Source organism: Acinetobacter sp. HR7 (assembly GCF_000773685.1).
GTDB classification, from domain to species: domain Bacteria; phylum Pseudomonadota; class Gammaproteobacteria; order Pseudomonadales; family Moraxellaceae; genus Acinetobacter; species Acinetobacter thermotolerans.
On record NZ_JPQO01000145.1, the window covers coordinates 14,509 to 27,379 of the forward strand.

The 12,871-nt window shown below is 43.5% G+C and carries 11 protein-coding genes; 1 reads left to right on the top strand and 10 read right to left on the bottom strand.

Translation table 11 applies throughout. From position 1 onward, the window contains the following. Window positions 1-52: 52 nt before the first annotated feature. The 3 genes from GW12_RS06480 to GW12_RS06490 form a co-directional block, all read right to left on the bottom strand. Complete coding sequence (locus tag GW12_RS06480; protein WP_034585150.1) at window positions 53-1,366, bottom strand: sorbosone dehydrogenase family protein; 1,314 nt, start codon at window positions 1,364-1,366, stop codon at window positions 53-55. Between the two features lie 179 nt (window positions 1,367-1,545). Continuing rightward, complete coding sequence (locus tag GW12_RS06485) at window positions 1,546-3,273, bottom strand: bifunctional protein-serine/threonine kinase/phosphatase (protein ID WP_034585154.1); 1,728 nt, start codon at window positions 3,271-3,273, stop codon at window positions 1,546-1,548. A 51-nt stretch (window positions 3,274-3,324) separates the two neighbouring features. Further along, complete coding sequence (locus GW12_RS06490) at window positions 3,325-4,134, bottom strand: formate/nitrite transporter family protein (RefSeq protein WP_034585157.1); 810 nt, start codon at window positions 4,132-4,134, stop codon at window positions 3,325-3,327. A gap of 290 nt (window positions 4,135-4,424) precedes the next feature. On the opposite strand from GW12_RS06490, the gene cynS reads away from it, so the two are divergent. Further along, on the top strand, window positions 4,425-4,874 hold the full coding sequence (gene cynS / locus GW12_RS06495; protein WP_034585159.1) for a cyanase: 450 nt from the start codon (window positions 4,425-4,427) through the stop codon (window positions 4,872-4,874). A 76-nt stretch (window positions 4,875-4,950) separates the two neighbouring features. Here the strand turns inward: cynS and GW12_RS06500 are convergent, their stop codons facing one another. From GW12_RS06500 to GW12_RS06530, 7 genes are all read right to left on the bottom strand, one after another. Then, window positions 4,951-5,634: a metallophosphoesterase gene (locus tag GW12_RS06500; RefSeq protein ID WP_034585201.1), complete on the bottom strand. Its 684-nt coding sequence runs from the start codon at window positions 5,632-5,634 to the stop codon at window positions 4,951-4,953. Window positions 5,635-5,740: 106 nt separating this feature from the next. Further along, entirely contained in the window at window positions 5,741-7,126 is a 1,386-nt protein-coding gene (locus GW12_RS06505; protein WP_034585161.1) for an amidohydrolase family protein, read from the bottom strand. Between the two features lie 32 nt (window positions 7,127-7,158). Further along, window positions 7,159-8,079 (bottom strand): ABC transporter permease, encoded by a 921-nt coding sequence (locus tag GW12_RS06510; protein WP_034585163.1) that lies wholly within the window; start codon window positions 8,077-8,079, stop codon window positions 7,159-7,161. 21 nt (window positions 8,080-8,100) lie between these two features. Continuing rightward, window positions 8,101-9,198, bottom strand: coding sequence for an ABC transporter permease (locus GW12_RS06515; RefSeq protein ID WP_034585165.1), 1,098 nt, complete (start codon window positions 9,196-9,198; stop codon window positions 8,101-8,103). 41 nt (window positions 9,199-9,239) lie between these two features. Then, window positions 9,240-10,841 (bottom strand): ABC transporter ATP-binding protein, encoded by a 1,602-nt coding sequence (locus GW12_RS06520; RefSeq protein ID WP_034585167.1) that lies wholly within the window; start codon window positions 10,839-10,841, stop codon window positions 9,240-9,242. A gap of 106 nt (window positions 10,842-10,947) precedes the next feature. Next, window positions 10,948-12,039: a BMP family ABC transporter substrate-binding protein gene (locus tag GW12_RS06525; RefSeq protein WP_034585169.1), complete on the bottom strand. Its 1,092-nt coding sequence runs from the start codon at window positions 12,037-12,039 to the stop codon at window positions 10,948-10,950. 330 nt (window positions 12,040-12,369) lie between these two features. Beyond that, the gene (locus GW12_RS06530) at window positions 12,370-12,855 is read right to left on the bottom strand and encodes a nucleoside deaminase (protein WP_034585171.1); all 486 of its coding nucleotides are present in this window, start codon (window positions 12,853-12,855) and stop codon (window positions 12,370-12,372) included. Window positions 12,856-12,871: the final 16 nt, after the last annotated feature.

Below are 12,871 nucleotides of genomic sequence, written 5' to 3' on the forward strand. Positions count from 1 at the left end.
TTTGGGAGAGACTATAAGGCTTTTATTTTTGTGCCTAATTTGAATCACTCTATCATTGAGGTGACACACGCCAGATCATATTGCCTACATCATCCGCAACCAATATCGCACCTTCGGCATCTACGGCCACTCCAACAGGTCGTCCCAAAGCCTCCTCTTTATTGCTGAGAAATCCAGTCAGAACATCTTGCGGCTGACCAGCAGGTTGGCCATTTTGAAATGGCACAAAAATCACTTTATAGCCACTATGCGGTTTTCTGTTCCATGATCCATGCTGGCCAATCAGTGCACCATTACGATATTGCGGCATTAAATTCGCTCTATAAAAGCTTAGGCCCAAAGATGCAGTATGGTTACCTAGCGCATAATCTGGCTTAACTGCACGTGCAACCAGTTCAGGGTTTTGTGGTTTTACCCGTGTATCTACATGCTGACCAAAGTAACTATAAGGCCAGCCATAAAAAGCTCCGTCTTTGACTGAGGTGAGATAATCAGGAACCAAGTCATTGCCAAGCCCATCTCGTTCATTAACCACAGTCCATAACTCTCCGCTCTGCGGCTGCCAGTTCATGCCATTGGGATTACGCAGACCTGTGGCAAATGGCCGAGCTTTGCCTGTTGCGATATCAAACTCCATGATCAGTGCGCGTCCCTTTTCCTGATCTAATCCATTTTCAGCCACATTACTATTGGAGCCAACTGTTATGTAGAGTTTGGTACCTGCAGGATTGGCAATAATATTCTTCGTCCAGTGATGATTTAAGGGGCCTGCTGGTAAATCTAATACTTTGCTGCTACTTTCCCTGATTTGCGTAATACCGGATTGATAAGGAAAACGTATTAAAGCATCTGTATTTGCCACATACAGCATATTACCCACCAGCGTCATTCCAAACGGCGAGTTTAAATTCTGCAGAAATACCGTTTTCTGGTCAGCAACGCCGTCATGATTACTATCACGAAGCAGGCTAATACGGTTGGCACTTGGATAGGAGGATCCTGCCTTTTGCATCACCATTTTCATGATCTTGCCTTTAATTCCTTTACTATCCTCCGGCTTAGGTGGTGCGTCGGTTTCAGCCACCAGTACATCTCCATTGGGTAATACATATAGCCAACGTGGATGTTGAAGGTCTTTGGCAAAGGCTTGAACTTTTAAGCCGGCAGCCGGTGTAAGCATTGTGCCTGCAGGCCAGCCCTTAGCAGGTGCAATATTAACGGTTGGAAATAAACTAGCTTTGGGTTCTGGTAAATGCGGCTGAGGACCATAACTGTCTGTAATTGGCGCCTTAGAGGATGAGGTACAACCAGTAAATGAGGCTATGAATGTAGCACTCAGGATTGATAGGAAAAATCGAGCAGACATGGTTATTCCCTGCTTTCTTGTAGTTCTTTCCTTATCTTAAAAGCCTGTTTAAGTTGTCTCGATATAGTTCTTGTTTTATCTGGTTGCCGATTCATTATTATAGTCGGCACATCTCATTTCATTATCTATTTAATAAAGTCCTATTTATCCTCTTAATCAGTCCCTATATGACTTTCATTTTATTTAAGATAAGGCCATGCGATACTCAAGAGCAGTAAAAGCCCTAATACCCCACAACAGACCTGCCAGAAAAGCAAAGGATCACGTTCGATTATTGCCGATGGTTTGGTTTTTAACAGTTCTTTGGATGGGTGTGATAAATCATGAATGAATTCCGACAATGCCTCATAACGGCGCATTGGCTCAATATTCAGTGCTTTATGTAGCACCTGATCCAGCCAGACAGGCAAATCAGGCCGATATTTCTGAATAGAATGATATCGAACCTTTTTCTGCTGGTTTAAGCTCTGGCAACGCGCCAGATCGGTGCCATAGGGTAATTGCCGGGTAAGTAAGTAATAAGCCATTACAGCTAGAGAAAACTGATCGGATCGAACGGACGGTGCGGTATCAATAAAATATTCCGGTGCCATAAAAGCTAATGTGCCTAAAGGACGATTGGCATGCTGGGGATTGATTTCTGCCAGACCACGTACCGCCGTTGAACCATAATCAATCAGCTTAATTTTGATGTCATTTCCAGTATCTAAGACCATGATATTTTCTGGTCGTACATCCTGATGCAGCATCTCAAGTCGATGCATTGCATTTAAAGCCAAAGCCGTTTGTTGCAGAATGGGTAAAATATCTTCAAGCTGTAATGGCTTTTTCTGGCGATGCAGCCAACGATCCAGGGTTTCTCCCTGCAAGTATTCATAACATTGAAATAAATATTTTTTCTGGTTGTGATGGGGATAGCACTGCATCAGGTTGTCATGTTTCAGGCGTTTTGAAATCCAATCTTCCAGTTGAAACTGTTCTACTGCGCTTTCATCCTGCTGTAAATCGACAGCCAGGGTCTTAATCACCAAGGGCTGATTCTGGGAATTGTGTGCCAAATACAGGCAGCTGCGATGATTTTGGTGCAGGATTTTATCAATGATATACCCTTCAAATACTTCGCCTTTGCTCAGCTGCTGCGGAAATACGTAGTCTTGCTGAGTTCGAAATTGTGCCATTTCAGGTAACTGCTCGATACAAAGCACCTGAATACTCAAGTTATCATCACTGCCCTGCTTTAAAGCCTGCTCGACGAATGCTTGAGCAAGTAGGTTTAAATCGTCTGTTTCTAAGCTGAAATCTAATAATTGCTGGTCTGTAACAAATTCATAGACGCCGTCGGTCATGAGTAAAAATAGATCTTTTTCTTTTAGCTCAATGCTTTGGTAATCGATCTCTATCCGATAATCGACACCCAAGGCTCGGCTCAGGTAGTGTTCTCTGGAAGATAGCCAGACCCGATGATCATTTGTGAGTAATTCAATTTTTCCATTGCGGATTCGATAGATCCGGCTATCTCCAACATGAAAAATATGGGCATGTTGCTGTTTTAAAATTAGTGCAGATAAGGTGCATACATAGCCCCGGTCTTTATCAAAACGTCCTTGGCTTTGCTGGGTTTGAGCATACAGCCATGAATTGGTAGCACGAATCACCCGTTCAGCCGAAGTCTGTGTGCTCCAGGCATCTGAGGTAGAATAATAGTCCGATAAAAAACTACCGACAGCGGTTTCAGCAGCAATATGGCTGACATTACTACTACCAATCCCGTCAGCAATCGCACAGGCAATCCCTTTTTGTTTTAGGACATGACCTTCTGGCAAATAGATGCCATAAAAATCTTGATTCTGCTCTTTAATTCCAGCCGTAGAATTTTGCCCGACACTGACTTTTAAGCTTTTTTTCATGCTAAAAACTCAAAAAGGGATCAAATTGATCCCTTTAAACATGGTGAATGATTAAAATTCTTTTTTCGCACCAGTACGGACATGTGTCGTATAAAGTGCCAAACCAGTTAGGGATAAACCACCCACCAGGTTACCTAAAGCAACTGGAAGTTCATTCCATAAGAAGTAGTCAGCAATCGAGAAGTCACCACCCATCATCATGGCAAATGGGAACAGGAACATATTCACGACAGAGTGTTCAAAGCCCATGGCAAAGAACAGCATCACTGGCATCCACATCGCGATAAATTTACCGCTAACAGTGGTTGACATCATCGCGCCAATCACGCCCAAAGATACCATCCAGTTACACAGCATGCCGCGGATAAAAATGGTCAACCAGCCAGAAAAACCATAAGCAGCATAGCCAAGCGTACGGTCTTCGCCAATATGGGAAATCTTTTCGCCGACCGGGTTTGGATCTGCTGCAAAGCCCATGGTGTAAACCACAGACATCAGCACAGCAACTACCAAACAGCCAGTAAAGTTACCCGCAAAAACCAGCCCCCAGTTCTTAAGAATCCGTGCCCATGTGACACCTGGTCGTTTATCCAGCCAAGCCAATGGTGTCAATACAAATACGCCAGTTAACAAGTCATAGCCCAATAAATACAACATACAAAAGCCGACTGGAAACAGTAATGCACCAATTAATGGTGACTCGGTTTGTACGGCAATAGTAATGGCAAATACTGCTGCCAAGGCTAAAATCGCGCCCGCCATAAATGCACGGATCAAAACATCACGCGTTGCCATATGAAGCTTGGCTTCACCAGCATCTACTACTTTTTTTGCAAATTCTGCAGGAGCAAGATATGCCATATGGTCGTCCTCATTATTTCTAAATCTTAACCCGTTCTTTAAACAAAACGACGCCTAAGGTCTTTTAAACCTTAGGCGTCGTTGCCTTAAATATCAGAACAGGTAATTTGTGTTATGGCGCCATTGCCATGTTTGTGATTAATGAAGCAAAAGCTGTGCCACAAATAATATAAAAATCATTCAATTTTTTATTCTTCATTTCATCCTCATGCCAAAGCTATTGTTGGCATGAGAACTGCATTGTTGAAATTTCACATAAATCTATTTTAAAAATATTCTGGAGATTTTTTATGATTACCCATCGTCAACAAGTAACTGACATGATCATTTCAGCGAAAGTTTTAAAGTCAATTAGATGGACAGATGTCGCCAAGGAAATTGGTCTTTCTAAAGAATGGGTAACGGCGGCTTGTCTGGGACAAATGGCATTTAATAAAGAGCAGTCAGAGAAAATTGGTCAGATTTTTGACCTGAGTGATGAAGCTGTCGCATGGCTACAAATTGTGCCTTATAAAGGCTCTTTGCCAACAAGCGTTCCTACAGATCCTCTTATTTACCGCTGGTATGAAGTGGTAAATGTGTACGGCTCTACCATTAAGGAACTGATTCATGAAGAATTTGGTGACGGCATTATGAGCGCGATCGACTTCAGCATGGATATTCAGCGTGAGGAAAACCCGAATGGTGACCGCGTCAATGTCGTATTGTCTGGCAAATTCCTGCCTTATAAAACCTATTAATCAAAATGTGATAAAGCCATCGAACACGATGGCTTTTTATTTCGAATAAAAATTTTCTTTCTTATCGTTCTTAAACTTATTTAATTTTGACGATACACAGCCTCTGCGTATAAGAAGAACCCACATCAATATAGTGGCAGTTATCAATCTGGGTATGTCCCCTGACAATAGTATGCCCCAGATAAATCTCATCCACTTTTTTCACGGTTCTATAACGGCGTGAATGATGGCGAATGCGGCCTCTACCCCAGAGTGTATTGGTATAAGCTGAAGTAAAGCCCGGAATTTTCCTTTCACCCTTGGCAATTCTTTTCTTAAACCGGTTCCAGTCATGGATATCAATATCAGCGTGCAGAATGCCAATCTTTTTATCTTCCAGCTGAACTTCAATCACCAGTGGAAGTGACAGAAAAATATCGCTTAATTGATCCTGTTTTTCTATGGGCAAGAGATAAAACCATTCGCCGCCATTGCGGGCATGCATCTCCTGCATCCAGACATCATCGCGACCTTTGATGCACATTTCCTCATGGTTACCGCGCACACTGCAAAACCAGGGTTGATCCAACAGTGATACACATTCCAGGTTTTCACGGCCACGATCCACCAGATCACCGGTGCAAATCAGTAAGTCTGTCTCAAAATTAAAGCAGACTTTCTCCAGTTCTTGCATCAACAGGCGATAACAACCATGCAAATCCCCAACTACATAAATGGCGGCGTAATCTGTTCCTTGAATAGTTCTACAAAGCGCTGTCATGTGATCTGAATTTTTCATTATTTGAAAGTGGACTTATTCATCAATCAATGATAAGTCCAATAGTCATAGTTTTTCTTTATATTTACTACACTTATTATTAATCTATTTATTCAGTTTCCTCAACGATATTTCGATTTAATTCATTAACGACTTTTCCTTTTTGCGCCATCCATGCATCACGACGTTCAAAGAGTAAAGGCGTTACTCGATTCACTTCATCGATTAAGTGCTGTAGATCTGCATTTAGCAATTTACCATTTTCAACGACGATTTGACCACCGACCATGGTCATCACCACATCCTGTCCCTGCACAGCATGCACCAGATTGGTAAATAAATTAAAGAGTCGACCTTCATCGATCAATGGTGTCATACGTGGTGTCGCTATATTCACAGCAATGATGTCTGCTAATTTACCTACTTCAAGACTGCCAATCTGATTCTGCATACCTACGGCTTTTGCACCAGTACGCGTTGCCATCTGACAAATAGATAATGAATCCAATGCTGCGGCATCTAAAGTAGAGAACTTCGCCAATAATGACGCCGTTTTCATTTCCTCAAACATATCTAGATTATTATTTTCTTTTTCGCCATCCGTACCTAAGCCTACTGCAATCCCCTGTTTGAGCATCTCCAGCACAGACGCAGCACCTGATGCCAGTTTCATATTGGAAATTGGATTATGGGCAACGCCGACATTGTGTTGTTTCATAATTTGAATTTCAGTCGGATCTGCCCAGACACAATGTGCAAGGAGGGTTTGTGGTAAATCCAACAGACCTAGTTGTTCTAAGGTTTGGATGGGACGTACACCATGACGGCGTAAGTTTTCCTGAACATCGAACTGGCTTTCATTGCTGTGGGTGTGGAAACCTGTCTGATAATCCTGACATAAGCTTTGAATACGTTTTAGCGCATGCGGTTCTGCATAAAATAAATGTTCTAAACCGACCCAGACCTGAATTTGCCCATGATTTTGTTGATGCCAACGATTAATTAAGGACTCATTGCTTTTTAAGGTTTCAAAATAGTCATGGTCCGGATGCTCAGCTACATACGGCACCAGAACAGCACGAATTCCTAAGTCTTTTGCTGCCTCTGCACTGCCATCCATATAACGCCACATATCTACGATAGTTGTGGTACCAGAAAGTAATGCTTCAGCATAACAGAGATAGGATGCAGCCTTGGCATCTTCGGGTAGTAGAACACGATGCATAGGATCAATAAACTGCTGCAGCCAGTCCCAGACAGGCAGACCTTCAGCAGTACCCCTTAAGAGTCCAGAATGACAGTGGGTATTGATTAAGCCTGGCATCAGCAAGGCTTTGGGATAATCATGCACCATCACGTCTGGATATTGCTGGGTCAGTTCAGCTTTGGTGCCAATGGCTTTGATCTTGTCGCCATCAACCAATACAGCCCCATTTTTGATACATTCATTTTCACGATTCATGGTCAGCACATAGGCTGCTGCTAATATTTTCATTTTGCTCTACATCATCTTTTCATTAATGCGCTTTAAGGCACGAAAGTTTTGCCTAATGACGCTGGCAAATTCATCTTTAAAAGTTTCTTGTCGCGGGAAATTACCACCAACACCACAATTGTTGCTAGGTAAGGCAGCGCTGCTAAGAATTCATTCGGGACTTTGATCCCAAGCGCCTGTGCATGAAATTGTAGAATCGTCACCCCTCCAAATAGATAGGCACCCAGCATGAGTCGGGTTGGCTTCCACACAGCGAAGACCACCAGTGCAATTGCGATCCAGCCACGACCTGCAACCATATTTTCAATCCACATGGGGGTATAGACCGTCGATAAGAAAGCGCCGCCAATCCCTGCCATGAGTCCGCCGAATAGTACAGCACCGTAGCGGATTGCGAGCACGTTATATCCCATGGCATGGGCACTTTCAGGCGATTCACCAACTGCTTTTAACAGCAAACCTAGACGGGTTCTAGCCAGCACAAACCAGATTGCGAAAAATGCCAGAATGGATAGATAAACCACATAGTTTTGCTGGAACAGGATTGGCCCAATGAATGGAATATCGGCTAATACAGGAATATTCCAGCTGCTGAGGCCGGGTAAAGCCATGCTGACATAGTTTTGTCCCCAGAACGCCGAGATCCCGATACCGAAAATCGTCAATGCCAAGCCACATGCGGACTGATTGGTGCTAAGTGAAAGCGTGAAAAATGCAAACAACAATGCCATAAACATTCCTGCCAGTCCACCGATCAATAAGGCACTAAACACACTGGCCTCATATTGGGCAGCGAATGCAAAGCCAGCAATCGCACCGACCAGCATCATGCCTTCTACACCCAAATTAATCACGCCAGTCCGTTGTGACACCAGTTCACCCAAGCCTGCAAAGATCAGAGGTGTTGCTGCGGCAATGGTTCCTGCCAGAATTGCAGTCATTTCTATAGCCATATTATTTTTCCTCTTATCTTGTTAAGCATTCGCTGAAGTAAGTTCAGCTGCAGGCAGCGCGCGTTTTTTGGTAAAACGGTAGCGGTTTTCAATCAAGGCATCAGATGCCAACAGGAAAAATAGCAATAAACCCTGGAAAATCCCGGTAATCGCGACTGGGAGTTGTAATTGCATTTGTGCCATTTCCCCGCCCAGGTAGATGAGAGCCATTAATGAACCTGAAAGGACGATTCCAATTGGATTTAAACGCCCTAGATAAGCCACAATAATCGCGGCATAACCATAACCTGGTGACAGGTTTGGATTGAGCTGACCTATAGGACCTGCCACTTCGCATATGCCTGCAATCCCCGCCATCATTCCAGAAATGACCAGACTGAGCCAAATCGCTTTGGAAGATGAAAAGCCTGCATATTTAGCGGCTAAAGGTGCCTGCCCGCTGACTTCCAGTTTGAATGCTGTCAGGCTTTTACGCATAAACACCCAGAACAGAATCACAGCTACAATCGTAATAAAGATCGAAGCATTGACGCGTGTCCCTTCCAGAATCATTGGCAACAGCGCACCATCACTAAACATCACAGTTTGCGGGAAATTCATGCCTTCAGCATCGCGCCATGGCCCATTGACCAGATAGAGCAATACAAACAGCGCCACATAATTCATCATCAAGGTGGTCAGGGTTTCTTCAGCATTGAAATGGGTCTTTAACAAAGCAGGAATGGCACCCCATATGGCACCGCCAATGGCACCCATGACAATCATCAGCGGGAGAATCCACCAACCTGTTTGTTCATGAAATAATAGTGCAATCCCACCACCAAAAATGGCACCCATGATCAGCTGGCCTTCTGCCCCGATATTGAATAACTTGGCACGGAATCCGACGGCTAAACCCAGTGCAATCAGGATTAACGGTCCGGCTTTAACTGCCAGTTCACTCCAGCCATAAGAGGTCATCAGCGGTTCAATAAAAAACACATACATGGCTTGTGTCGGACTGATGCCCAGCATTAAAAATAAAACACTGCCTACGATCAGCATGGCGGCTAAGGCAATAAGGGGTGAAAGCCATTTCATCAGTTGTGATGGATGTTCACGCGGTTCGAGTAAATGCATGTGCTCATCCTCCCAAAAGCATTAACTGTTTGAATAAGGTCTTAAGCATGAACACCTACCTCTTCTGTTGTTGCAGAGGTGGTTTCCTGCTGTTGAATACCGGACATGAGTAAGCCGATCTTTTCCGCATTGGTTTCTTGAGTCGGTACTGGTGCTGATAATTCCCCATTGGCAAGTACACAAATGCGATCGCTCATCTCAAACAGCTCTTCCAGTTCTTCAGAAATCACCAAAATACCAACCCCCTGACGAGATAGATCGATTAAGGTCTGGCGGATAAACATGGAAGCACCGACGTCCACACCCCAGGTAGGCTGAGCCACAATCAGAAATTTTGGGTTTTGTAGAATTTCACGACCGACAATAAATTTCTGTAGATTACCGCCTGATAAAGACCGGGCTTCTGCTGATGCACCACTGGCTTTTACGCCAAATTTTTCGATAATTTTTTCTGCGAAAGACTGAATATTCTGAAATTTAATCAGCCCCCATTGGGTAAACTTTTGGCGATAGGCCGTCAGTAGCGCATTTTGTGACAGGGTCATATTCGGTACGGCACCACGACCTAAACGTTCTTCTGGAACAAAGCCCAGTCCAACATCGCGGCGTTGACCAGCACTCAGTGCAGTAATGTCTTGTTGTTCCAGATACAACAGGCCATTTTGGGTCAGTGCTTCACCTGAAAGCAAAGACAGCAGTTCAGCCTGCCCATTTCCTGAAATACCGGCAATGCCCATAATTTCCCCAGCTTGTACGCTGAGATTGATATTTTTTAAAGAAACACCAAAAGGATCATCGGATTGAAAGCTGAGGTTTTTTACCTCAAAACAGGTTTCAGGCGTACCTTCATATTCTGCACGTATATAGGTCGGTAAATCCCGACCAATCATCAGGCGAGCCAATTCACTGGTGGATTTTTCTCGTGGATCGACATTGCCAGTCACGCATCCATTCCGCAAAATCGTGGCTTCATCACAGAGTTCCTGAATCTCGTGTAGCTTATGGCTTATATAAAGAATAGATACCCCTTGGGATGCCAGCAGGCGTAAGGTTTTAAATAATTGTCGTACGGCCTGTGGGGTCAGCACTGAAGTGGGTTCATCCAGAATAATCAGCTCTGGATACTGTAACAGGCAACGAATGATTTCGACACGCTGCCGTTCACCCACAGATAAGGAATGCACTTCACGTCGTGGATCAACCGGTAAACCATACTGTTCAGAAACGGCAATAATTTTTTTGCTGAGATCAGCTAAATCTACTTTTTCATCGAGCCCTAAGAGAATATTTTCAGCAACTGTCAGGGTCTCAAACAAAGAAAAATGCTGATAGACCATGCCGATACCCAGCTTCCTGGCGAAGGATGGGCTGTCGATTCTGACTTCTTTGCCATTCCAGAGAATCTGGCCCTGATCTGCTTTGACCGCACCATAGATGATTTTCATCAGGGTACTTTTGCCTGCACCATTTTCACCTAAAATGGCGTGAATCTGTCCGGGATAAACAGTTAAATGAATCTGGTCATTTGCCTTAAGAGAATTATAACTTTTACAGATATTGATCAGTTCCAGACGTGGAATTTCTCGGCTTGAAACTGTATTCAGCTTGGGCGAATGCGCAGACAAATCTTGTGTTTGGTTCATTGTCAGTGCCCTGTTTTATGTGGCTGGATGACTCATCTGACTTTCGTTCAAGAACAGATGAATCACCAAGCCTGTTTTTAGATCAAAGTGCTGCTTATTGTTGTCATTATTTTGGTAATGCGCCTTCTACACCTTTCACGTAGTAGTTCATTTTTCCTAAGGTTGCATCATCCAGTGTTTTGCCTTTAGCCACTAACAGTGAGCCATCCTGTTTGTAAATTGGTCCGCTAAATGGATGAAGGGTGCCTTTTAGAAGCGCGTCACGTGCAGCCAAGGCTTTTTTCTTCTCATCCGCAGTGACCATTGGACCAAAGTTTTCGATATCCACTGCTTTTTGTTTTACGCCATACCATAAAGCACTTGGTTTCCAGGTTTTATTGCTGACTTGCGTCATCACTGGGGTATAGATTTTTTCCCAGTGTAATACTGAAGCTGCCAGATGTGCTTTAGGACCAAACTTGCTCATGTCTGAGTCCCAACCAAAGGCATAGACCCCTTTCTGTTCAGCAGCTTGTACTACAGCTGGAGAGTCAGTGTTTTGCATCAGCACATCTGCACCTTGTGCAATTAAAGCTAAAGCTGCATCACGTTCTTTGCCTGGGTTAAACCAAGAATTCACCCAGATCACTTTGGTTTTTACTTTTGGATTCACGCTTTGTGCACCCAAGGTATAGGCATTGATGTTACGCACCACTTCTGGAATTGGGAATGACGCTACAACGCCGAGTGTATTGTTTTTGGTTTTCTGGCCTGCGACTACACCGAGCATATAGGCACCTTCATAGGTACGCACGTCATAGACACCCAGGTTTTTACCCTGCTTATAACCTGTCGCATGCATAAAGACTGTATTCGGGAACTGCTTGGAGACTTTTTCCATCGCATTCATATAGCCAAACGATGTCGCAAAAACCACTTTATTGCCCTGCTGTGCCAGGTTACGGATCACACGTTCTGCATCGGCAGTTTCAGGCACATTCTCGATATAGGAAGTTTTATATTTGCCCGCCAGTGCTTTTTCCGCCTTGATTCGGCCCTGATCATGTGAATAGGTCCAGCCATGGTCGCTGGTCGGCCCGATATAAACAAATGCGGCTTTATCCTGTGCATGTGTCATTGAAGTAGCTATCAGCCCACCCGCAAACAACATCCCCATGAGTGTTTTGAATCCGGTTTTAAAGATCTTTTTTTCTTTCATTCTCTTCCGCTCTTGTTGTACGTGTGCACATGCACATTCATTAAAAACTTGGCTCAGATGAGTTCAGTTGGTTCTATTTATAATTAGCAATAACTATTCCAACTTGTTTAAAAAACCATGGATTTAATTTATTCCTTTTAAATAAAAGCTCAGATTTCGTATTTTTAAATTTATAAACAGAGATTGCTTTTTAATATTAAATAAATATGTTTTAAATAAGTGCAATTTTTAATTTTTGGTGCAATTAAATTGGGCGTTAATATTTAAAATTATTACACTATAAAATAAAAAATCCCATTATAAAAATGGGATTTTAGTTTAGATAAATATTTATCGGTTTTGCCAGAACTGCTGTTGCAAGCTGACAGTTTCCGCTTCAATCTCAGGCACTGGACCAATCAGATCGATGTCCTTTTGTCCATGACTAAACACATATTCCGAGCTGACACTCATGGTCGGGTTTTCCTGATGATTGCCGGTACATTCCAGCAGTCGTTCTTCCGACATGCCATACACCACACGGCCAATATTGGCCCAATAGATGGTTCCAGCACACATACAGCAAGGTTCTACAGCGGTATATAGCGTACATTGCCATAAATAATCCGCGGGATAATTGGTCGCAGCAATACGGGCTAAAGTTGATTCGGCATGATTGACTGTATCGATATTGCACTGGGTCAACAGTACCGTTTCATGATCTGGCGCGACCAGTACAGCTCCAAAAGGATGATGCCCTAGCTCGGTTGCACGACGTCCAACCTCATTGGAGAGTTTCAAAAATTTTAATATCTGTTCCTGATTCGGACGACTCATTTAATTATTCCAAAAT

Bases quoted from the DNA above. Each gene is read 5' to 3' on its own strand.
- GW12_RS06480 (WP_034585150.1), bottom strand. From the start codon at position 1,366: ATGTCTGCTCGATTTTTCCTATCAATCCTGAGTGCTACATTCATAGCC.
- GW12_RS06485 (WP_034585154.1), bottom strand. From the start codon at position 3,273: ATGAAAAAAAGCTTAAAAGTCAGTGTCGGGCAAAATTCTACGGCTGGA.
- GW12_RS06490 (WP_034585157.1), bottom strand. From the start codon at position 4,134: ATGGCATATCTTGCTCCTGCAGAATTTGCAAAAAAAGTAGTAGATGCT.
- cynS (WP_034585159.1), top strand. From the start codon at position 4,425: ATGATTACCCATCGTCAACAAGTAACTGACATGATCATTTCAGCGAAA.
- GW12_RS06500 (WP_034585201.1), bottom strand. From the start codon at position 5,634: ATGACAGCGCTTTGTAGAACTATTCAAGGAACAGATTACGCCGCCATT.
- GW12_RS06505 (WP_034585161.1), bottom strand. From the start codon at position 7,126: ATGAAAATATTAGCAGCAGCCTATGTGCTGACCATGAATCGTGAAAAT.
- GW12_RS06510 (WP_034585163.1), bottom strand. From the start codon at position 8,079: ATGGCTATAGAAATGACTGCAATTCTGGCAGGAACCATTGCCGCAGCA.
- GW12_RS06515 (WP_034585165.1), bottom strand. From the start codon at position 9,198: ATGCATTTACTCGAACCGCGTGAACATCCATCACAACTGATGAAATGG.
- GW12_RS06520 (WP_034585167.1), bottom strand. From the start codon at position 10,841: ATGAACCAAACACAAGATTTGTCTGCGCATTCGCCCAAGCTGAATACA.
- GW12_RS06525 (WP_034585169.1), bottom strand. From the start codon at position 12,039: ATGAAAGAAAAAAAGATCTTTAAAACCGGATTCAAAACACTCATGGGG.
- GW12_RS06530 (WP_034585171.1), bottom strand. From the start codon at position 12,855: ATGAGTCGTCCGAATCAGGAACAGATATTAAAATTTTTGAAACTCTCC.